The sequence below is a fragment of the Microbulbifer sp. MCCC 1A16149 genome, from assembly GCF_050368945.1.
In the GTDB taxonomy this organism is placed as follows: domain Bacteria; phylum Pseudomonadota; class Gammaproteobacteria; order Pseudomonadales; family Cellvibrionaceae; genus Microbulbifer.
The window spans coordinates 3,415,101-3,436,640 of sequence record NZ_CP185959.1; the positions used below are offsets into that span (position 1 = coordinate 3,415,101).

Consider the following 21,540-nt stretch of genomic DNA (forward strand, 5'->3'; position numbering starts at 1 on the left):
TTCGGCACGGGCACCCAATAGGCTCTAACAAAAAGAACACACGCAGATGGATATTGCAGATCCCGAGGTTGAACAACAGCCGCGTACCGACTCCCCTGTCTTTGTGGGTAGCGACCGCTACCGCATCCAGAGCACCCTCGGTGCCGGCGGCATGGGCATTGTGTACCTGGCGGAAGACCTCAAACTGCACCGCCAGGTGGCGATCAAAAAACTCAAAGACAACGCCGCCAGCCAGAACGCCCGCGACCGTATCCAGCAGGAAGCGCGCCTGTTAGCCCAGCTTAACCACCCCAATATCGTCGCCCTGCACGATGTGCTGGAAGACCAGGGGGATATCGCCCTGGTGATGGAATATATCGAGGGCACCACCCTGCGCCCCTGGATGCGCGAGCGCAGCCCCAGCCTGCAGCAGAAACTCAGCCTGCTGATGCAGATCTGCCAGGGCCTGAGTGAGGCCCACAACCTGGGCATCATTCACCGCGACCTGAAATCCGACAATATCCTCATCGCCGAAAACGCCAAGGGCGAGCCGGTGGCCAAGATCACCGACTTCGGCATCGCCAAATCCCAGCAGCTGGATGAGAAAACCCTCACGGAAGAAAACCAGCTCGCCGGCACCATCACCGCCATGTCGCCGGAGCAGATCCTCGGCAAACCCCTGGATGCCCGCAGCGACCTGTTCAGCCTCGGTACCATCGCGTTTGAACTGCTGTGCGGCAGCCGCCCGTTTGAAAAACACGAAGCGGGCGCCCTGGCCATGGCCAACCGCATTACCAACGAAGCCCACACCCCGCCGCAGGAAGCGTGGCCGGATATCCCGGAGCCACTGGCGATACTGCTGGACAAGTTGCTGGCCAAAGACCCGGCACAGCGGCCGCAAAATGCACTGATCGTGTACCAGGGTTTCGAGCTGTTATACAAACAAAGGTTGGAGAGTGAGAGCGAGGATTTCACCGCTACCATGACCGACCTGTTTACCCACCACAAAATAAAAAGCCGCCGCCGCTGGCAACAGGTTGTGGCCGGCATGACCGCCGCGCTGGTGCTAAGTGCTGGAGGTTACTGGGGCTGGAAGGAATTTACCCGGCTGGAACCGCAGTATATTGCGGTGATGCCGGTGGAGATTAATGGCGAAATCCGTGGCGAGGAGAATGCCAAGGCGCTAACCCGCACCATGGTGCGGCAGGCCCTGATGAATTCGGTTTCGCAGTTGAAGGCGAGTGCGCTGGTGAGCTTTACCCCGAAGGAGGGGCAGGATTTTGAGGCGCAGTTGCAAAAATTGAGAGACAAGGGGGTCACCGATGCGCTTTTTGCAAAGTTAGAGTGCGCGCAGATACGATGCGAAATCGAGCTACATCGGATAGCGCCGGCCATAGGCCAGATTAAGCAGCAGACCGACTTCGTTTTTTTGGTAGACAAACGGCAGGAAGCGGAATACAGAATTGGTAACAGTGCAATGGCTTTGTTTCCAAGCAGTTACGCAAATGAGAAAAATGAAAAAGTCGTAATGTCAGATGAAGATTACTCTGACTACCTGAATATTATTAGCCGACTAGAAACCAAGGATAACTCCGTTGAAGATCTCACCACGCTGGAAAATTTGAGTGACACCTACCCGAAAAACCCTAACCTTTACCGGGTAATCGTTGAGATTGCCACCAATCTATTTGTGCTTACCAATGAAAAAAAGCATCTGCAGACAGGGTTCGATATCATCGAGAAGGCCAAGGGTCGAGATGTTGATTCAGCATCATTACTTGAGCTTGAACTATGGCTAAGCACATATATAGGTGACAAAAAAGAATTCGACAGACTGCTAAAGCAATTGAATAAGCAGGACTCGCCGTCAGCTACACTGCTCGCTAAATTTGCTCGTTATTTCTTTATGCAAGGGGATTATGAATCAGGCCTGAGCTACGCGAAAGAAGCAGCCGCACTAAATCCATCCGCAGACAACCTATATTTGGTCGCACTGAATAACGCCGTAGCTGGAAACTATCCTGAGGCACGCGCTGTACTGGAAGAAATTATAAGTGCTTTCCCAGACCACTGGCCTTCCTATTCTGCACTTGGAAATATCGAAATGGAGAGCGGGAACCTATCTGCAGCTGAAATCGCTATAACAGCAATCCCGCAAGACTTACGCGGCTGGCGCACAAAGTCCAACCTTGGCGTAACCTACTTTCTCCAAAGGAAATACCCGGAAGCGTTAGAGGCCCAAAAACAAGTATTGGTATCCGTTCCAGATAATTTAGAAACCATAGAAGGAATTGCAGCAACCTACTTAATGCTTGGCTTACTAGATTTAGCAAACAATGAATTCAAAAAAATTCTAGATCTCACCGAGAATTCGAACACTGCAAATGAGTTACGTTTTCGAGCGATCGCACTTGCTAACCTTCAACAAAGCTCAGAAGCCATCGATATTAGCCACGAAATTTTAAAGAAATCTCCAGAAGACACCTACATTCACTACAGTGTTGCACAGGTTTATGCTATTGCAGGTGAGTGGCGGTCGGCCAACTATTACATTGAGAAATTATTAGATCAGGGCATGAGCACAGAGTGGTTTAGCCTGCCGGCATTCCAGCAGCTCTGCGCCCAACCACGAGTTTCTGAACAGGTGAAAATCGCTATCTGTGACTGATCATTGCGGCTCGTACTGCGCAGTCGGATCACCGGAAACAATGTTCATCCCGGAATCAATCATTTCGCACAGCCATAGAAACGAGAAATTATTCCCAGCATCCGCAAGCTCAGAAGCTTGGATGCTGGCTTTCACTGTCAGCTCGGTGTAATCCGCACGACCTTTAAGTTTGCCAGCCTTGGCACTGAATTCCTGTTTGAAATCGGTACTCAGGCCAACAATCCCATCGAAATTGCCCTGGTTGGTCTTGGTAAACTGGATACCTTCTACTTCTGAAGTGTCCAGGGTGATATTAAGGGTGATCTTCTTGTTCTGTCCGCGAAACTGGAACAGGATGTTACCGAACTCTTCAGCGGGGTTGGCGGCATTGTACAGCGGCCAGTACTGGGCTTCCCCGTTAATGGGTGCTACCGGCTTCAGAATCAGGTCAAAGGTATCGTTTACATTCAGGTCGGCGACGAAAGTCGGCTTGTCGGCACAGATGTTGGCCATGGTGTTATTCCCCTAAGTTGTATCCCAAAGTTCGATGCTTTCCTGGATACCGCTTGGAAAGCGTGTTTGCTCTCTAATGGTTCTCGCAGCCACCCCCAAAATGTCCCTGAGCTATCGACTGCGCGCTATAGCATAAAAGAAAAATACGCCGGAACTCCATCACATTTTAAATAAAAAAAACCGGCAGTAAGCAAGCTTACTGCCGGTATGAATCAGATGGTCCCAGCCATCTACGGTTACAACAACACTATCAAGAGCGAAAATGAGGCATCCGTGCCTCTATCAGGCCCTTCCTAGAATCCCGGCTTCCTAGGCTCTGTGGTTACCGGGCTGGCCTGACTTTCCGGCTTGCGCCGGAATTCTTCCTGACTTACCAAACTTTCCTGCAGGAACTACTGGGAGTCCTGCGGGATCGTTCGGTTACCAATCCTTTGGCAATGGCTGAGTGCGCGTTACTGTTCACTGAGTGGAGAGCAATTCCGTCGCTCTCCCCAGCTCCTTGTAATACAGTCCGTCTTCCGTAACGGTCTCTGCTAACAGGGTGTCTGCAATCCACCTCGCCACGGCTCCTGTGACGACCGGGCTTCGCGCCCCTCAACCTTGATACGCACTTTACGGATGGACCCATTACAGGTCGATCACAAGCCATTACACGCCATTACACAAATCGCAATTTACTGGCAGTAAAAGGCGCCAGGCAAAGTGATTACTCACATTGCACTTAATCCGGCCCGGAATTACACGCATCACTACGGCGTTCACTACACTCAACAGTCGTTGACGGAATTTCTCCGCGGGTGGCGGCTACCCGGCTCGCTTGTTGGGCTGTGACCGATCCCGTAATATCGGCCGACCTTTCGGCCAGAATTTCGCCAGGCTGTTGTGTCGCAATTTTTGCCCGCACCCGTACACATTTGCGGCGCGCATGCGACACCTGAATTTTTGCTAGCCATAAGCACCACACAATATGTCCAACTTTTACAAGCGTCTGTTTTCTCCCCTGCTGGCCCTGCTGCTGTTGTGCGCCGCCGGTGGGGTACTGGCGCAGAGTTACGAGCAGCTGTACAGCGATTACCGCGGCAGCCTGTACCAGATCCGTCTGATCGAGCTGTCGTCCAATTCCAAAGCCGGGCTGGGCTCCGGGTTCCAGATTTCCACCGATGGCCTGGTGGCCACCAATTACCATGTGGTGTCCGAGGCGGTGCACGATCCGGACAAGTACGCGCTCAAGTACCTCTCGGTGGACGGCAAGGAGGGGGAACTGGAACTGCTGGACGTGGATGTCATCAACGACCTGGCCATCCTGCGCCAGAAGGGCGAACCGGGCAGTGACTTCCTGCGCCTGGCATCCAAGTCCCCGAGCAAGGGCGAGACCATTGTCTCCATGGGCAATCCCCTCGACCTGGGCATGACCATTGTCCCCGGCACCTACAACGGGATTGCCGGCGGCAGCTTTTACGATCGCATCCATTTTTCCGGTTCCATCAACCCCGGTATGAGCGGCGGCCCGGTGATCAATCGCAATGGCCAGGTGGTGGGTATCAATGTGGCCACCGCGGGCAACCAGATCAGCTTCCTGGTGCCTGTGGATAAACTGGTTGCGCTGCTGCTGGATTACAAAAAGGAAGCCACCGCCGGCAACGGCGCCCTGGAACTGCAGCCGGTGATCAGCCGCCAGTTGCACAAGAACCAGCAGCGCATTATCGACCAGGTACTGGCCGCAGACTGGCAGCTGCGCCCGCTGGGGGAAGCCATGGTGGTGGGAGAAATCGTGCCGTCGATCCAGTGCTGGGGCAGTTCCACCGACGATGAGGACGAGCCCGTTACCCAGGTGGCCAAGGGCTGTACCGGGCAGGATGTGGTGTTCCTGTCGGAGGACTTCGATACCGGCCGTGTGGAATACGAGTTCTTCTGGCTGGAGGCAGACGACCTGCGCTCCTCACGCTTTTACAGTGCCTATGAAGAGAACATGAGCGGCTTCTTCCCCGGCAACAGTGCCGGCGAGGACGATGTGACCGATTTCAACTGCAAACAGCAGTTCACCAGCCATCCGCGCAATGGACATAAGATCGGCGCCAACACCAGCGATAAGACGGACACAGCGGCGGGGGACGATAAAGAAGCCCAACAGCAGGGCCAGGCAGAAGACGAGCCCGCGCAAGCCACCCCGCCCAAAGCCAGCGGCAAGCGCGATCCGGTGATCGCGCGCACCTCCTACTGTGTGCGCCGCTACAAGGACTTCCCGGATCTGTACGATGTGTTTTACGTCAGCCTCACCGTGGACCAGAACAATCGCGCCCTGGTAAGCCATTTCACCCTGTCCGGCTTCACCCAGGAATCTGCCACGGCCTTTACCCAGAAGTTTGCGAGTGAAATCCAATGGCACTGATTATCGAGGAAATCAATCGTGCCCACCGGGTGGGCACCCGCTACCGCATGGAAGGCGAGCGCGCCACTCTCGGGCGCTGTTATGAAAACCCGGTGATGGTGGAAGACCCCCACGTGGACCCGGTGCACGCGGAAGTGGTGCGCGACGAAGACGGCTGTTATGTGCTGCGGGATCTGGACAGCCTCAACGGCGTGCGCCTGATGCGCAACTTTCTCGACAAGTCGGTGAAACCGAAAAACATCCGCGAGCACCTGATCCAGAGCGGCGACGAGATCCAGCTCGGCAAGAGCCGACTGCGCTTTATCGATACCGAGACCAGCGTTCCCCCCGCCATCCCCCTGCACTCTGCAGAGACCATCTTCGACCGCCTGGCAACGCCACTGGTGGCGGTGATCCTGTGCGCGCTGGTGGGCGCTTTCAGCCTGTGGATGGCCTATCTGGGTAATACCGGCGAGTTCCAGTGGACTGGCGCGGTGGAAGTACTGACCAACGCGGTCCTCGCCCTGTTGATCTATGCCGCGGCCTGGTCCTTTATCGGCAAGGTGGTGAAACACGAGGCGCACTTCCTCGCCCATCTGTCCATCGCCGCAACCGCGGCGCTGGTTTACGCCGCCTGGCAGTGGTTCGGCACCCTGCTCAATTTCAATTTCTCCCTGCACCAGATCTTGCCGCTGCTGAATATTCTGGCACTGGCGATTCTGATTCCGGTGATGCTGTGGTGCGCGGCCTACCTGGCCCTGAATGTTGCCCCGCACTGGCGACTGGTCGCCTCTATCCTGCTGCCGTGGGCGTTCCTGGGATTCGCCGCGGCGGTGGAGATCGGCAGAATGGATGAGTTCAGCGGTTCTCCTGAGGTCTCCAAGGAGCTGAAGTCGAAGGATTTCCTGTGGCGCGATCCGGTGCCGCTGGACGATTTCCTCGCCAGCACGCCGGCGCTGTTTGATATTTCCATCGAAAAGAGCAAGGCCGAAGGCGGCAGCAAGTCCAAGCGCAAAAAATCCGGGGAGGATCAGGGTATTCAGGGCGAATAGGCGTCGAAGTCTGCGCGCAGAGCCCGTAAAATCTCCGCCCGCTGGGCCTGTTTGCCCGGCCAAGGAGTGACAGCATGAGCGATCAAATGAGTGATCAGCCCCAAGACAACCCGTTCTGGAGCCCCGCGGTAGCGCAGCTCCAGCCCTACGTGCCCGGCGAGCAACCCAAGACCACCGCTCGCCTGATCAAGCTCAACACCAACGAGAGCCCCTACCCGCCTTCCCCCAAGGCGCAGGCGGTGCTGACGCAAGAGGGCCTGGCGGCCCATCTGCGCCTTTACCCGGACCCGGAATCCACCGAGCTGTGCGCGACCATTGCCGCGGAATTTGGCCTGCAGCCGGGTCAGGTATTTGTCGGCAACGGTTCCGACGAGGTGCTGGCGCACGCGTTTTACAGTTTCTTCAAACGCCCCGAACCCCTGCTGTTCCCGGATATCACTTACAGCTTCTACCCGGTGTACTGCCAGTTCTTCGAGATCGAGGCGCGCAAGCTGCCGCTGAGGGACGATTTTTCCATCGCGGTGGAGGATTACGCGGTGGAAAATGCCGGCGGCGTGATCCTGCCCAACCCGAACGCGCCCACCGGCCGCTATCTGCCTCTGGCAGAGATCGAGCAGCTGCTGCAACTGCACCCGCAGCGGGTGGTAGTGATCGACGAGGCGTATATCGATTTCGGCGGCGAGAGCGCCGCAACCCTGATTGATCGCTACCCGAACCTGCTGGTTATCCACACCCTCTCCAAATCCCACGCGCTGGCGGGCCTGCGCCTGGGCTATGCAATGGGACAGGCGCATTTGATCGAGGGTTTGAACCGCGCAAAGAATTCCTTCAATTCTTACCCGATTGATGGGATTGCGCAGAAGGTGGCGACAGCGGCAATCGCGGATCGCGCGTGGCTGGCGGACAACTGCGCCAAGGTCATCGCTACTCGCGAGCGTACCTGTGCGGCACTGACCGAGATGGGCTTCGATATCGTGCCGTCCAAAGCCAATTTCATTTTCGCCAAGCCACCGAAAATTTCAGCGGAAGCGTTATTTGTGGCTTTGCGTGAACGCAACATCATCGTCCGCTATTTCAACAAGCCGCGGATTAGTGAGTACTTGCGTATTAGTATCGGTACTGATGAGGAGATGGAGGCTTTGGTTCAGGCCTGTCGTGAGATTTTGTAAGCCAGGGCTGCGTACCGGATAGTTCAGTGGCCCCTACCCGAACGTCTTGTGGCGGCTCGGCTAAATGGGGCTCTCTTGCGAGACACGAGCTAAGGTTTACCGGTACCTGGACCGCCCCAGCAATATCTACAAGGTACCGCCACGATCCCAATCAACAACTCCCAAGCGGACCATTCCACAGAAGTCCACAGCGGAACCTCTATAATTCCTCGGGCACTAAAACCTAAACCGACACCACCGCAGTAAATTATGTCGACGTACATGCCCGTATCCCTGTTTGCCCTGCTCACCACACTGACGTTGTGTATTGCCCTCCCCGCCCACGCCCAAAACCCGTGGGAAGCCGTTAAAAAGCCCTCGAAACAACTCCCAGCCAGTATCGGCGGCTACAGCAATGGCTGCCTGAGTGGTGCCGAACAGATGCCACTGCGTGGGGAAGGATTCCAGCTGGTGCGTACCGGGCGCGACCGGCACTACGGCAACCCGTACTTGGTGGAATTCCTCAAGGACTTCTCCAACACCGTCGAAGAAAACAACCTCGGCCGGCTGCAGATTGGCGACATGTCCATGGCCCGCGGCGGGCCGTTCAGCAGCGGGCACAGAAGCCACCAGATGGGGCTGGATGCCGATATCTGGTTCTCCCAGGACAAGCGCGCCGCCGAGCGCCCGCTGAGCGCCTGGGAGCGGGACAACATCTCCGCCATCCCCATGGCCGATACCCGCAAGCACGTCCTGCTGGAAAAAAACTGGGATACACGTATTCCCGGGATTCTGCGTATCGCCTCGGAAGATCCACGTGTCGCACGGATATTCGTGCATCCCACCATCAAGCGGAAAATGTGCGATATTGCAGGGAGAGATAACGAATGGCTGCGCAAAGTGCGCCCCTGGTGGGGACACAACTATCATTTTCACGTGCGCCTGAACTGTCCACCGGGAGACAAAAACTGCAAGCCCCAGAAAAAGGTGCGCGGCAGACCCTGTAACGGCGGTCTCGACTGGTGGTTTAGCGATGAATTTTACGCCATCCTTAACCGCCCGGCGCCGACCAAACCCGTACCGAAGAAGCCGCCGAAAAGACCGGAGATGCCCGCGCAGTGTGCGCAGGTGCTTGCCGCCCCCGCAGCGGTATCCAATTAAGAAAGAACGATGAGAGCCCAATGAGCGACAAGGCCCAACAGACCATTCACGTACTGCTGATCTGCGGCGGTGGCAGCAGCGAGCACGATGTCTCCCTGCGCACCGCGGACTTCATCCAGCGCGAGCTGGGCAAACTGAACGATATCCAGCTCTCCCGCGTCACCATGGAAGCGGACGGTCGCTTTGTGGATGCCAACGGCCAGGTGCAGGAGCTGCGCTCGGACAAACTGCTGTACAGCGCTACCGGCAGCGCCCAACTGGTGGATTACGTGATTCCCGCGATTCACGGTTACCCCGGTGAGACCGGCGACCTGCAATCCCAGCTGGAAATCCTCGGCCTGCCCTATTACGGCTGCGGCTCGGAGGCGAGCAAGATCTGTTTCAACAAGATCACCACCAAACTGTGGCTGACGGCGCTGGGGATCGACAATACCCCTTACAAATTCCTGTGCGCGAATACTTCGGAAGAGATCGCCCGCGCGCGGGATGCGCTGACCCTGTGGGGTTCAGTATTCGTAAAGGCGTCCAACCAGGGCTCGTCGGTGGGCTGTTACAAGGTGAGCGATGAAGACGCACTGGAGAAGGCCCTGCGCGAAGCATTCAGCCTGTCGCCCTATGTGCTGGTGGAAAAGTGCCTGAAGGTCCGCGAGCTGGAAGTGGCCGCTTACACCTACCAGGGTGAGCTGGTGATTACCCCGCCCGGGGAAGTGTGTGCGCCGGAAGATACCTTTTACAGTTACGAGGAAAAGTACGCGGAGGCGAGCCGCGCGCAGACCCATGTGGTAGCAGAGGGGCTTTCCGATGCACAGCTGGGGTGGATTCACGAAGCGTCAAAACGGGCGTTTATCGGTCTGCAATTGAAGGACCTGTCGCGGATTGATTTCTTCCTCACCGACGACGGGGAAATTTATCTCAATGAGGTGAACACCTTCCCGGGCATGACCCCGATCTCCATGTTCCCGAAAATGCTGCAGAATCAGGGACACGATTTCAGCACTTACCTGGGTGCGCTGATTCGCGACGCCGTTTAGCCGGCTTTGGTGGAGGTGGCGCAACCGATATTGCCGCCTTCACCGCAAGCGCTTCCGCACCACATATTTCAGATCAACCCGCCTGCTGAACCACTTCTGACAGCCAGCTTTCCTGCCGCTTGCGGGAAAACTGCCCGCGCAGAAATTCCATCTGATCCCCGCGAATCCGCGCGCTGTTGGTAAGCGCCAGATATTCCGCCGCATTGGGCACAAACGGCAGCGCCAGCAAGTCGATTTCAAGATCCTGCAGCAAGCGGTTGCCCTTGTGCTGGTTGCAGCGACGGCAAGCGGTGACCACGTTTTCCCAGATATCCCGGCCGCCCTTGGAAACCGGGTGCACATGGTCGCGGGTTAACTCGCGGATCGGAAACCAGCTACCGCAGTAAAGACAGGTGTGCTGGTCCCGGGCAAACAGTGCGCGGTTGTTTAGCGGCGGGCGTTTGCGCGGACGCGCCATGCGATCGCCGCCACAGGCAATGATCGCGGCGAGATCGAGGGTGGAGCGTTCGCCCAGGCGGTTGATACCGCCGTGTACCGTCTGCACCACCCCGCCCATGGTCCAGGTCACCAGCTCCCGCACGTACAGACAGGCCGCCTCTTCCCAACTCAGCCATTCGAGGGGTTGCCCCGCGAGATTCAACCTCAGGATTTGCGCTTGCACGAGTTCACCTCCCGTTTTTGCGAGCCACGAAAACAGCAGAGCCCCGCGGGATGGCCGGCAGGGCTCTGGAAGTCTGGAAATTGGTTGTGAAAACTGGGGAATCTGGAGGCGCTGGAGGAATGGCGCGAAATTTGGGGGCGATGAAGGCTTGACCACCAATGATGGAAAGGTGGTTGCGTTACGAACGGGTACGGCAATACATTACTGAATGCGTCATCCTCCGCGGTCACTTTATTTGGACCGGCTTTACCTGATTAAAGCGGAGGTTTGTTACGATTTCCAGACTGGCGGACAAAACTGCTGCTGTTTTTTTACTTTTGTGAGATGTCCGTAACGATCTAGCCCGGGCAAACGCAGAAAAACTTTTTTGCAGAAGCCTGTTGCGCGGCAACGAAAACCACCGGGACTTGTATAGACAGGATGATTTGAATTGGGAAAGGGAAGCCGTGACAATGTCGGCAAAAGATCAGGACAGGTTTTTCACAGCCCCAAACGTAAAACACCGCCTGGGCAATCCGGCCCAAGCGGTGCGTCTCACAGGATGGTGCCCAAATCCTTTCGGGCTGGCAGCGCGGTCTCCATTCCTTGGGGACCTATCCTTGCCGCCGTTGCAATCCGTTCTCCGTCCTTGCAAATACATTATGGTCGCTGGGGAAAAATAAGGTAGTGGGAAAGTGCTGAACTTGTTGTAAGAGATGTCTTACAAGCACGTGACCGTCGTCACATTTCACTCGGGGAGAGCGGAGGGGAATGATTTGGCGCGTATCGCAACTGGTACGGCTGTGCGACATTTAGCGGCTTACTATAGTTACTTTTGTTACGAGATCAAGACGATCGTGAAAGCTCCGTCGAAAAACGCGCTAACTTTTACCCGCCGGGTAATATTCGGCGCCATTGTTCTTTTTTTGCTGCTGGTGGCGGCAATCGTCGCCGGTTGGGTGCCTGGTATCAATGTCCCCTGGGGACAACTGATTGGCGCCAGTACCGATGAAAAAACCGTTGAGCGTCAATTAATGCTGGCGCCGGGTTATCGACTGCAACTGTTCAGTGAACAGGTGCCCAACGCGCGTTTTATGGCAGTCACCCGCAGTGGCGATCTGCTTGTCTCGCAACCCAAGCTGGGCCAGGTGAGCCTGCTGCTCAGTGACCGCAACGAAGACGGCAAGACCGATGGGCAGCGGGTACTGATCGACGGCCTGCAGCGGCCGCACGGGCTGGCGCTGTTCGAGGACTGGCTGTATATCGCGGAAAGCAACGGCGTGGGCCGGGTGCCCTTCGATCACTCCGATGGTCGCATCGCCGGCCGTTACCAGAAAATTGTCAGCGGCCTTGCCGATACCGGCAACCACTGGACGAAGACCATCGGCATGGGGCCGGATGGCTGGTTGTACCTTTCCAGCGGCTCCACCTGCAATGTATGTATAGAGGAAGACCCGCACCGGGCAACCATTATGCGTTTTCGTCCGGATGGCAGCGATTTCCAGATTTACGCCACCGGACTGCGCAACAGTGTGGGGTTTGACTGGTCGCCGAAAGACGCCGCGCTCTACGCCACAGATAATGGCCGCGACTGGCTGGGGAACGACTTCCCCCCGTGCGAGCTGAACCGCGTGCAGCAGGGGGGCTTCTACGGCTGGCCCTACGCCAATGGCAACCGCGTACCGGACCCGGATTTCGGCGAGGGCGCTGGGGAAAATGCGGGTGAAATACAGCAACTTATCCGCACCTCGATTCCCCCGGTGTTCGAGTTCCGCGCGCACAATGCGCCGCTGGGCATCCATTTCCTGCGCAGCCCGGAACAGCCGGATACATTCCGCGACTCGGCACTGGTGGCACTGCACGGTTCCTGGAACCGGGACGTAAAGGATGGCTACAAGGTGGTAGCGCTGCACTGGCAGGAAGACGGCAGCATCCGCGCGCAGGACTTTATGTGGGGCTTCCTGGGTGAGGACAAAACCACGGTGTACGGTCGCCCGGTGGATATCGCAGAGGATGCCCGCGGCAACATTTATATCTCCGATGACTACGCCGGTGCGGTTTACCGGGCACAGCCCGGAGATGCCGATTCCGCCAGCAGCGCCATTCCCGCCGATAATCGCCCGCCCATCAGCGCGCCGAAAAAGCCTCTCGCCATCGACAGCAGCGCCGCCCGCCAGGGGGCCCAGATCTATGAACGGCGCAATTGTGTGCGCTGCCACCAGCAGGCGCCACTGCGGGACCTGAGCCGCAAATACTCGCTCAAACAGCTGGCGGACTATTTCGACACACCCACGCCGCCAATGCCCAATTACGGCTTCAGCAACAGCCAGAAACGGGCGCTGGCGCATTTCCTGATGGAGCGGGAGGTGCAGTCGGAGGGAAGCGGGCCACAGCTGGAGCACTTCCTGCCCTGAGGGAAGTCGCGCACGCCAATTGACCGTCCTATTGCGAGCCGCTAAGGTTGCCCGCAACTGCAGCCCTATCAGAGATACCCTTCATGGCAGCCAAAAAGAAAGCCGCAACCTTCGAGAGCGCACTGGAAGAACTGGAACAGCTGGTGGAACGCCTGGAAAGCGGCGACCTGCCCCTGGACGAAGCGCTGACCGACTTCGAGCGCGGGGTAAAGCTCACCCGCGAGTGCCAGCAGAAGCTGGCCAGCGCCGAGCAGAAGGTAAAGGTACTGATGGAGGAGAACGGCAAGGTACAGGAACTGCCCTTCGACACCGAGGACGACTTTGCAGGAGACAATGGCCCCGGAGCTGCGGAGTAAGTGAGCAGTAGCACCGCGGCAGCCATGCCTGCCAAACTGAAGATGTTCCTGCAGACCGCCGGCCAGCAGGTCGAACAGACCCTCACCACTGCACTCGCAGACCACTCTTCCGCTGAAGCCCTGTTCGCCGCCATGAACTACGCGGCCCTGGGCCCCGGCAAACGCCTGCGCCCGGCACTGGTGTACGCCGCTGCCCAGGCTCTAGCGGGCAACAGCGCAGCCGGCCAGAGCCACGAGGCGGCGGCCGCCCTGGAGTGTGTACACGCCTACTCCCTGGTGCACGATGACCTCCCGGCCATGGACGACGACGCCCTGCGCCGCGGCCGCGCCACCTGTCATATCCAGTTCGACGAAGCCACCGCGATTCTCGCCGGCGATGCCCTGCAGACCCAGGCCTTCGAGCTCCTCGCCGCCGCGGCCCTGCCCGCCGAGCTCAAGATCCGCCTGATCGCAGAACTGGCCCACGCTTCGGGCGCCCGCGGTATGGTTGCCGGCCAGGCCATCGACCTGGCGGCGGTGGATCACGCCCTTGCCCTCGAGCAACTGGAAGAGATGCACCGCCTGAAAACCGGCGCCCTGATCTCCGCGAGTGCCCGTATGGGGGCGATGATCGGCGGCGCCAGCGACGATCAGCTGGCTGCCATCACCCGCTATGCCGAGGCCATCGGCCTGGCCTTCCAGGTGCAGGACGATATCCTGGACGTAACCGCGGATACCGAGACCCTGGGCAAAACCCAGGGCGCCGATGCCGCGCGCAACAAGCCCACCTATGTATCCCTGCTGGGTCTTGACGGTGCCCGCAGCAAGGCGGCGGAACTACACGGCGAAGCGAGCCGCGCTCTGACGACGCTTTCCGCCAGCCCAGATGCGACCAGTGCATCAGGCATCCAGATTCTACAGTTGCTCGCAGACTATATCGTCGAGCGAACCCACTGAACGGGCGGCCCCTGGCTGCCCTGTTCCTGCGCCCCACTTTATTCTCTATCCCCCTCACCCAGTCTCTCGGCCAACCCGGCTTAACCTGGCTCTACCGAGTAGGTAAATATGTAGCCAGTGCCCCAGGCGGTCTTGATGATATCCGGATGCTTGGCATCATCCCCCAGCTTGCGCCGCAGGCGGCTGACATGGGAATCGATACTGCGATCAAACGGAAAGCTCTCACGGCCTTTGGTGAGGTCGAGCAACCGGTCTCTGGAGAGGGGTTCCTGGGGATGCTGTACAAAAGCCAGCAGCAGCTCTGTCTCACTGGAGGAGAGGGCGATGGTGTTGCCGTCTCCATCCTTGAGTTCCATCTGCGCGGGGAAAAAGGTCCAGTTACAAAAACGGTAGAGGCCGAGCTTGCCACCGGGCGCGCGACGGTTGGCGCGACGTAAAATCGCTTTCACCCGCGCCACCAGCTCGCGGTCACTGAAGGGTTTGACAATGTAATCGTCGGCCCCCATCTCCAGCCCCACCACTCGGTCCACTTCACTGTTTTTACTGGAAACGAACATCACCGGCGGCATCGCCTCGTCACCACACAGCAGGCGACACAACTCAAATCCATCGGTACCGGGAAGCACGGTTTCCAGCAGGATCAGATCTGCAGTGTGGGAGGCCAGGTGGGCAAGCAGCAACTCGCCGCTCCCCAGGATTTCCACACTGTACCCCTCCGCTTCGAGCAGGGAGCTCAATAGCCCGCAGGCCTCTTCGTCACCATCGACCACCACAAGTCGGGCTTTCGGCGCACCGGTAGCATCCATCTGGCACCTTTATCGTTATTTATGACCAAATGTACAAATTCGTGTGGGACTCTGAATAGCCCCCGTCGATAAAGCTCTCCCTCTGCACACACGGTAACAAAGATTTAAAAAACGCCCAATTAGCGCCAGTTTCAACGCAAATAACCAAACAGCGCGCCAAAAAGAAATTTCACACAGGCCCGCACACTTTTTAACAAATTTAGCAATCTTCCGCACACCTTAAGTGCCAAAGTAATTACGAACAAAAAAACCAACAATAAAAAAGACAGAGAGGTGGCGAGTATGAAAGGATTTACATGTTCTGGATTCGCAGCGGCAACCGCGGCGGCGCTCGCGCTCAGCCAGTCGGTATCCGCGCTTGAAGGCCTCACCGCGCCAGGCCTGATCACTGCCTGCAAAGCCCACGAGGAGAACCGGCAGAGTCCCGAAGCCACTAGCTGCCGCGCCTTTATCCAGGGGTATCTGTCTGCCAGCACTGACGTTGTTGCAAGCGAAGACCAGCCCTCCCCATTCGTAGCCCGCGCTATCCGCACTCGCGCCAGCCGCCTGTCGGAAGACGCGGAACAGCGCCTGAATAGCCGTTACTGCCTCCCCGGATCTACCGCTATCGACACCCTGGCTGCCAAGGTGGCAGGGATTTCGCAACCTGTTGCAGAAGAAGCGACGGCGGAATCCCTACTGATCGGGGTACTGAATGCCCACTTCCGCTGTGACGACGCGGCCGGGGAATAAGTGTGGGGCTCATCCCCTGATCTCTGTTGTCGCGGTAACCAAAACGATAAAGCAGTCATTCATTCATGCGTTACACCTTTAGTCTTTTCGCTGTACTTGCATTTATCTGGCTCGCCAATTCCGGCCTCTACTCGCCACTGATACTCTTTTTCGGGCTGTTGTCAGTCTTGTTCGTGATCCTGATTGCGCGACGCATGAAAGTAGTCGACGGTGAATCCCTGCCTCTGCATCTGTGGTCATCCCTCCCCGGTTACTACCTCTGGCTGCTGCGGAAAATCATCACCAGCAATCTCGAAGTGGTCGGCTGTATCTGGGGAAGTCTGTTACCGGGCCGCAAACCCATCACACCGGTGAGCAAATATATTCCCACGGTGCTGCGCACTGACCTCGGCAAAGTGCTCTACGCCAATTCCATTACCCTCACTCCCGGCACCGTCTCCATCGATGTCGGAAAAGATTCCATTCTGGTACACGCGCTGACCCAGGATGGATTACAGGAACTCGAACGAGGGGAGATGGAACAACGCATCCACAAGCTGGCAGAAGGCGACGCATCACCAGATCACGACACTGCTACACAGCCGGAGGCCCAATGCTGACTGCAACCCTGATCGCACTGCTGGTGGTGATGGCACTGGCACTGATACGCGCCCTGCTCGGCCCGACAATTCACGATCGCATTCTGGCGGTGAACCTGTTCGGCACCAAAACTGTTTTATTGATCGCGGTAATCTGTTTCACCCTGGGAAAGCCGGAATATCTCGATATTGCACTGGTTTACGCACTGATCAACTTTGTCAGCGTGATTGGGGTATTGCGGTATTTTGAGTTTAGAAGCAGTGCGGGCGGCGCTTTTAAAAGCGCTGCCGCTGTGGAGGAGACACGCGGTGATTGACTCCATTTTAACGCTAGTCAGCGGTCTTTTATTGGCAATGGGCTGTTTTTTCATGCTGAGCGGTGCCATCGGCATTTTACGCTTTCCCGATTTTTATACCCGCATGCACGCCGCGGGGATTACCGACACGCTGGCGACCTTCCTGGTAATCACCGGCCTTATGCTGATTGCGGGATGGTCGCTGGCGCTGTTCAAGCTCGGACTGATCCTGCTATTCATATTTTTTACCAGCCCTACCGCCAGCCACGCGCTGGCCCGATCCGCCCAGCATTCGGAACTCAAATTGCAATCGCTGTGGGAAGGCACCGCCAGTAATGGGCGATCGCAGAAAAAAATTTCTACCAAAGGTAGTGAGCCGGATACCGCCATGGAAGCCGCAGACGTTTCCCGCTAGCAATAGACGGAGCGCATCGAGAATAACGGGAGTAAAACCATGATGTCAGGGGAATACAAAATACTGGAGCGCGATTAATGGAGTTATTGCTGGATATCGCCCTGCTGGCAATGCTGCTGGTCACCGCAGTATCGATCGCGTGGATCAAGGACCTGTTCGCCGCAACCATGCTGGCGGGTATTTACGGCCTGCTGTCCGCCGGTTTTTTCATGACCATGGGTGCCGTCGATGTGGCATTCACTGAAGCCGCTGTGGGCGCCGGAATTTCTCCCCTGCTAATCCTGCTGACACTGGCACTGTGTGGCAGACACCAGCGCGCGGACCGCAATCGCGCGCGGCTGGCACTGGCCCTGGTTATCCCACTGGGTGCACTGCTGATCATCGCAACCCACGATATGCCGGCATTCGGCGCAGCCGATGCGCCAGCGCAATTACATGTAGCGCCGCACTATATTCAGGAATCCATGCGCGAGATCGGGATCCCCAATATTGTCACATCGGTGCTCGCTAGCTACCGGGGCTACGATACGCTCGGGGAGGTCGTGGTCATTTTTACCGCGGGCCTCGGTGTACTTTCTCTGTTGCGGGCTACCTCAACCGTAGAACTCCAGCTTCCCCCGCAAACGAACAGCCAGCCCCTTTCTCAGGATATCGTGCTTAAGGTAGTGGCCAAGGTTTTGATCGCGCCGATCATGCTGTTTGCCCTCTACGTGCAGTTCCACGGTGAATACGGGCCCGGCGGCGGCTTTCAGGCGGGCGTGATTTTCGCGGTGGGTTTTATTCTCTACGGGCTGGTGTTTGGTCTGGACGCGGTACGCCGCGTGGCGAGCCACGATGTGGTGCAGCTGCTTTCTGCCATGGGCGTACTGGTGTATGGCAGTGTCGGATTACTCAGCCTGGCCAATGGCAAAAGCTTTCTCGATTACAGCGCACTCGCCGGGGATCCGGTAATCGGCCAGCACATCGGCATCATCGCCATCGAGCTCGGCGTGGGCATAACCGTGGCCTCGGTGATGATCATGATTTTCTACCTGTTTTCGGAGCAACTGCGCCTGCGCGGGACAGACCCCGCCTCCGACGCTGCGCCGGAAATACCGGGACAGGAGGCCAGCTGAAATGTTACTGGCATCGCACTACAACTACTGGATCGTCATCGCGCTGATGATGATCGGGCTGTATATGGTCATTGCCCAGGGCAACCTGGTGAAAAAAGTTATCGGCCTGAATATTTTCCAGACATCGGTGTTTATTTTCTATATCAGTGTGGGAAAAGTTGAAGGCGGCAGCGCCCCCATTCTCAGTGAGGGAGAAGTGCTTTATTCCAATCCGCTACCGCATGTACTGATTCTCACGGCAATTGTTGTGGGCATTGCCACCACCGCACTGGCGCTGGCACTGGTGATTCGCATCAAACGCGCTTACGGCTCCATTGAAGAGCGGGATATACAGAGCGCAGAAGAAAAACAAGAACAGCTGTTGCGCCAGTCAACGGTCGAGGGAGCGGAATAACTATGTTTGCCCACCTCCCCATACTGCAGGTGATACTGCCACTGGTAGCAGCTCCATCCTGCCTGATCATCCGCAAGTCCACACTGGTCTGGCTGTTTACCCTGCTGGTGAGTTTTGCGGCGCTGGTCGTCAGTGTGTTGTTGCTACAGCAGGTATATGCGGAAGGTGCCATCAGCTACCGCCTCGGAGGGTGGGAGGCGCCCTGGGGGATCGAGTACCGGATCGACCTGCTGAATGCGTGGGTGCTGCTGATTGTTTCGGCCCTGAGCAGCGTGGTGCTTGCCGCGGCGCGGACCAGTGTTGCGCAGGAGCTGGAGGCCAGCCGTCAGACGGTTTTCTACGCGTTATACCTGCTGTGTTTTGCCGGGCTTCTGGGTATCGTTGCCACCGGCGATGTGTTCAACGTTTTTGTATTCCTGGAAATCTCCTCCCTTTCGACCTACGCATTGATTGCCCTCGGGCGCGACAGGCGCGCGCTGTGGGCTGCGTTCCAGTACCTGATCATGGGCACTATCGGGGCCACCTTTCTCCTGATCGGGATCGGCTTCCTGTACATGATGACCGGCACCCTGAATATGGCGGACCTGGCAACGCTGATTCCCGCCATGGATCAATCCACCACGGTGCTCGCCGCCTTCGCCTTTATCTTCGTCGGTATCTGTCTCAAACTCGCGCTGTTTCCGCTGCATATGTGGCTACCCAACGCGTACAGCTGTGCGCCGTCGATCGTCACCGCATTTCTTGCGGCCACCGCCACCAAAGTGGCGCTCTATCTGTTACTGCGATTCACTTTTACCGTCTTCGGCATCCAGTTCTCACTGTCTCACCTACCGATGGATACACTGCTCGTCGGCCTCGGGCTGGTGGGTGTTTTTGCCGCGTCCGGCGTCGCCATTTACCAGGCCAATATCAAACGCATGCTGGCCTTTTCCAGTGTGGCCCAGGTGGGTTACATGGTGGTCGGTATTGGAATCGGCACGGTCACCGCACTGCAGGCAACCCTGCTGCACCTGTTCAACCATGCCCTGATGAAGGGAGGCCTGTTTCTCGCTCTGGCCGGTCTGGTCTATCGCCTCGGCGGCTGTCGTATCGAACATTTCAACGGTCTCGGCCGCACCATGCCATGGACCATGGCGGCAATCGTCATTGGCGGTATCAGCCTGATCGGTATGCCGCTCACCGTCGGTTTCGTCAGCAAGTGGTACCTGATTGCCGCGGCCATAGAGCAGCAGCTGTGGTGGGTAGCCGTATTGGTGGTGCTCGGCTCCCTGCTGGCAGTGGTTTATATCTGGCGCCTGGTTGAGGCCGCCTATTTCCAGCCCGCGAATTCGGATGCGGTTACCGAAGCGCCCCTGGGGATACTGTTACCCACCTGGTTACTGATCGCCGCGAATATCTATTTCGGTATCGACACTCGCCTGCCGGTTGAGGTAACGGCTGCAGCCGCGCAATTCCTGATTGGAGGTGCCGCGCCATGAGTGAGTCCAACCTGTTGCAGCTGGCCCTGTTGATTCCTCTGCTGGCATTAATTGGAATTCAGCTAACCGCACGCTGGGAAAATATACGGGAGGCAGTATCCCTGGTGAGTGCCAGCGCGCTGTTCGCAGTGACGACAGAACTCTACCAACCCCTGCTCGCAGGCACGGCCATTAGCGCCCACTGGCTGGAAATACTGCCCGGGTTGAGCCTGGCCTTTCGCGTGGAGCCCCTGGGGCTGTTGTTCGCCCTGGTGGCGAGCTTTCTGTGGATCGTTACCACGCTTTACGCCATCGGCTATATGCGCGGCCACGGCGAGAAAAACCAGACCCGATTTTTCAGCCTGTTTGCGGTATCCATTGGCGCGGTGATGGGGATCGCGTTTGCAGAGAACCTTTTCACCCTGTTCGTGTTCTACGAAATCCTTACCCTGTGCACCTATCCGCTGGTGACCCATGCAGGGACCGACAAGGCCCGTCACGGTGGCCGCGTTTACCTGAGCATACTGCTGGGTACCTCGGTGGGTTTCTTCCTGCTCGCCATCGTCGCCACCTGGCTACTGGCAGGCACGTTAACCTTCAAGCCGGGAGGGATTTTCTCCCCGGATACCTCTGCGGCGCTGCTGTCTGTTTTGCTGGTGCTGTTCGTATTCGGTGTCGGCAAGGCGGCAATCATGCCGTTTCACGGCTGGCTGCCTGCGGCCATGGTGGCGCCGACGCCGGTGAGTGCCCTGCTGCACGCAGTCGCCGTGGTCAAGGCCGGGGTATTTGTCCTGTTGAAAATCTGCCTGCTGATTTTCGGGTTTGAAACATTGCAGAGCATTCCCGCCACCAAGTGGCTGCTGTATCTGGCGGGCGCCTCGATTTTACTGGCGTCTATCGTTGCCCTGCGCCAGCAGAACCTGAAAAAGCGCCTCGCTTACTCCACCGTGAGCCAGCTTGGCTATATCAGTCTGGGTGCCCTGCTGGCGACCTCTGCGGGCATGACCGGCAGCGCACTGCATATCGTCATGCACGCGTTCGGCAAGATCACCCTGTTCTTCTGTGCGGGCGCCATTCTGGTAGCCGCGCACAAGACAGAGATCGGCGACATGCGCGGACTCGGCCGGCAGATGCCAATCACCATGACGGCGTTCCTGATCGCCAGCCTGTGCATTATCGGCATTCCACCCACTGGCGGCACCTGGAGCAAATGGTATCTGATGCTGGGCACCTTTGAAGCCGAGCAGTGGATACTGATGGCGCTGTTGATGGTCAGCTCACTGCTGAGCATTGCCTACCTGCTGCCAATTCCCCTGCGCGCATTTTTTTCCCGGGACACACAGGCCGATGGCTCCGAAACAGCAGCGGTGAACAACGGCGTTGCCACGATTCAGGAAGCGCCGCTGCCGTCACTGATTGCCCTCGGCATCACCGCCACGGGCTGTATTTATTTGCTGCTCTATCCCGATGCTTTCTATCAGCTGATCAAGGCCGGAATCTGA

Annotated in this window: 20 protein-coding genes; 17 read left to right on the top strand and 3 right to left on the bottom strand. The window is 57.5% G+C overall.

The genetic code is table 11. The annotated features are described in order from the left end of the window. The first annotated feature begins 46 nt into the window (after nucleotides 1-46). Complete coding sequence (locus tag ACONT6_RS14320) at nucleotides 47-2,647, top strand: protein kinase domain-containing protein (RefSeq protein WP_428819119.1); 2,601 nt, start codon at nucleotides 47-49, stop codon at nucleotides 2,645-2,647. Here the strand turns inward: ACONT6_RS14320 and ACONT6_RS14325 are convergent, their stop codons facing one another. Further along, the gene (locus tag ACONT6_RS14325; protein WP_428819120.1) at nucleotides 2,648-3,139 is read right to left on the bottom strand and encodes a hypothetical protein; all 492 of its coding nucleotides are present in this window, start codon (nucleotides 3,137-3,139) and stop codon (nucleotides 2,648-2,650) included. 967 nt (nucleotides 3,140-4,106) lie between these two features. Between ACONT6_RS14325 and ACONT6_RS14330 the strand changes: the two genes are divergently transcribed. The 5 genes from ACONT6_RS14330 (at nucleotide 4,107) to ACONT6_RS14350 (ending at nucleotide 9,899) form a co-directional block, all read left to right on the top strand. Beyond that, the gene (locus ACONT6_RS14330) at nucleotides 4,107-5,528 is read left to right on the top strand and encodes a S1C family serine protease (protein WP_428819121.1); all 1,422 of its coding nucleotides are present in this window, start codon (nucleotides 4,107-4,109) and stop codon (nucleotides 5,526-5,528) included. Beyond that, the gene (locus ACONT6_RS14335; protein WP_428819122.1) at nucleotides 5,519-6,559 is read left to right on the top strand and encodes an FHA domain-containing protein; all 1,041 of its coding nucleotides are present in this window, start codon (nucleotides 5,519-5,521) and stop codon (nucleotides 6,557-6,559) included. Before ACONT6_RS14330 ends, ACONT6_RS14335 begins: the two co-directional genes overlap by 10 nt. A gap of 74 nt (nucleotides 6,560-6,633) precedes the next feature. Continuing rightward, nucleotides 6,634-7,728, top strand: a complete 1,095-nt coding sequence (gene hisC, locus ACONT6_RS14340; RefSeq protein ID WP_428819123.1) for a histidinol-phosphate transaminase — start codon at nucleotides 6,634-6,636, stop codon at nucleotides 7,726-7,728. A gap of 249 nt (nucleotides 7,729-7,977) precedes the next feature. Further along, nucleotides 7,978-8,868, top strand: coding sequence for a penicillin-insensitive murein endopeptidase (mepA, locus tag ACONT6_RS14345; protein ID WP_428819124.1), 891 nt, complete (start codon nucleotides 7,978-7,980; stop codon nucleotides 8,866-8,868). A gap of 20 nt (nucleotides 8,869-8,888) precedes the next feature. Continuing rightward, the gene (locus ACONT6_RS14350; RefSeq protein WP_428819125.1) at nucleotides 8,889-9,899 is read left to right on the top strand and encodes a D-alanine--D-alanine ligase; all 1,011 of its coding nucleotides are present in this window, start codon (nucleotides 8,889-8,891) and stop codon (nucleotides 9,897-9,899) included. Between the two features lie 73 nt (nucleotides 9,900-9,972). Here the strand turns inward: ACONT6_RS14350 and ACONT6_RS14355 are convergent, their stop codons facing one another. After that, entirely contained in the window at nucleotides 9,973-10,560 is a 588-nt protein-coding gene (locus tag ACONT6_RS14355) for an HNH endonuclease (RefSeq protein ID WP_181252167.1), read from the bottom strand. Between the two features lie 836 nt (nucleotides 10,561-11,396). On the opposite strand from ACONT6_RS14355, the gene ACONT6_RS14360 reads away from it, so the two are divergent. The 3 genes from ACONT6_RS14360 (at nucleotide 11,397) to ACONT6_RS14370 (ending at nucleotide 14,245) form a co-directional block, all read left to right on the top strand. Continuing rightward, nucleotides 11,397-12,953 (top strand): DUF7133 domain-containing protein, encoded by a 1,557-nt coding sequence (locus ACONT6_RS14360; protein WP_428819126.1) that lies wholly within the window; start codon nucleotides 11,397-11,399, stop codon nucleotides 12,951-12,953. An 83-nt stretch (nucleotides 12,954-13,036) separates the two neighbouring features. Beyond that, entirely contained in the window at nucleotides 13,037-13,309 is a 273-nt protein-coding gene (gene xseB, locus ACONT6_RS14365; protein ID WP_078083004.1) for an exodeoxyribonuclease VII small subunit, read from the top strand. Between the two features lie 24 nt (nucleotides 13,310-13,333). Then, nucleotides 13,334-14,245, top strand: a complete 912-nt coding sequence (locus ACONT6_RS14370; protein ID WP_181255640.1) for a polyprenyl synthetase family protein — start codon at nucleotides 13,334-13,336, stop codon at nucleotides 14,243-14,245. Between the two features lie 80 nt (nucleotides 14,246-14,325). Here the strand turns inward: ACONT6_RS14370 and ACONT6_RS14375 are convergent, their stop codons facing one another. Next, nucleotides 14,326-15,051 (bottom strand): response regulator, encoded by a 726-nt coding sequence (locus ACONT6_RS14375; RefSeq protein WP_428819127.1) that lies wholly within the window; start codon nucleotides 15,049-15,051, stop codon nucleotides 14,326-14,328. Nucleotides 15,052-15,333: 282 nt separating this feature from the next. Here ACONT6_RS14375 and ACONT6_RS14380 point away from each other — a divergent pair, with 282 nt between their 5' ends. The 8 genes from ACONT6_RS14380 to ACONT6_RS14415 all read left to right on the top strand — a co-directional run bounded on the left by ACONT6_RS14380 (nucleotide 15,334) and on the right by ACONT6_RS14415 (nucleotide 21,540). Continuing rightward, nucleotides 15,334-15,783: a Rap1a/Tai family immunity protein gene (locus ACONT6_RS14380; RefSeq protein WP_181252165.1), complete on the top strand. Its 450-nt coding sequence runs from the start codon at nucleotides 15,334-15,336 to the stop codon at nucleotides 15,781-15,783. Nucleotides 15,784-15,848: 65 nt separating this feature from the next. Further along, a complete protein-coding gene (locus tag ACONT6_RS14385; RefSeq protein ID WP_428819128.1) occupies nucleotides 15,849-16,382 on the top strand; it encodes a Na+/H+ antiporter subunit E in 534 nt (177 codons plus the stop codon). Next, nucleotides 16,376-16,678 carry a monovalent cation/H+ antiporter complex subunit F gene (locus tag ACONT6_RS14390; RefSeq protein ID WP_428819129.1) on the top strand — a complete coding sequence of 101 codons (303 nt, stop codon included), beginning with the start codon at nucleotides 16,376-16,378 and terminating at the stop codon, nucleotides 16,676-16,678. Before ACONT6_RS14385 ends, ACONT6_RS14390 begins: the two co-directional genes overlap by 7 nt. After that, nucleotides 16,671-17,072 (top strand): monovalent cation/H(+) antiporter subunit G, encoded by a 402-nt coding sequence (mnhG, locus tag ACONT6_RS14395; protein WP_428819130.1) that lies wholly within the window; start codon nucleotides 16,671-16,673, stop codon nucleotides 17,070-17,072. Before ACONT6_RS14390 ends, mnhG begins: the two co-directional genes overlap by 8 nt. Nucleotides 17,073-17,149: 77 nt before the next feature. Continuing rightward, on the top strand, nucleotides 17,150-18,187 hold the full coding sequence (locus ACONT6_RS14400) for a DUF4040 domain-containing protein (protein ID WP_428819131.1): 1,038 nt from the start codon (nucleotides 17,150-17,152) through the stop codon (nucleotides 18,185-18,187). 1 nt (nucleotide 18,188) lies between these two features. Beyond that, on the top strand, nucleotides 18,189-18,581 hold the full coding sequence (locus tag ACONT6_RS14405; RefSeq protein WP_181252161.1) for a cation:proton antiporter subunit C: 393 nt from the start codon (nucleotides 18,189-18,191) through the stop codon (nucleotides 18,579-18,581). A 2-nt stretch (nucleotides 18,582-18,583) separates the two neighbouring features. Continuing rightward, nucleotides 18,584-20,059 (top strand): monovalent cation/H+ antiporter subunit D family protein, encoded by a 1,476-nt coding sequence (locus tag ACONT6_RS14410; protein ID WP_428819132.1) that lies wholly within the window; start codon nucleotides 18,584-18,586, stop codon nucleotides 20,057-20,059. Then, complete coding sequence (locus ACONT6_RS14415) at nucleotides 20,056-21,540, top strand: proton-conducting transporter membrane subunit (protein ID WP_428819133.1); 1,485 nt, start codon at nucleotides 20,056-20,058, stop codon at nucleotides 21,538-21,540. The genes ACONT6_RS14410 and ACONT6_RS14415 overlap by 4 nt, the downstream gene beginning before the upstream one ends.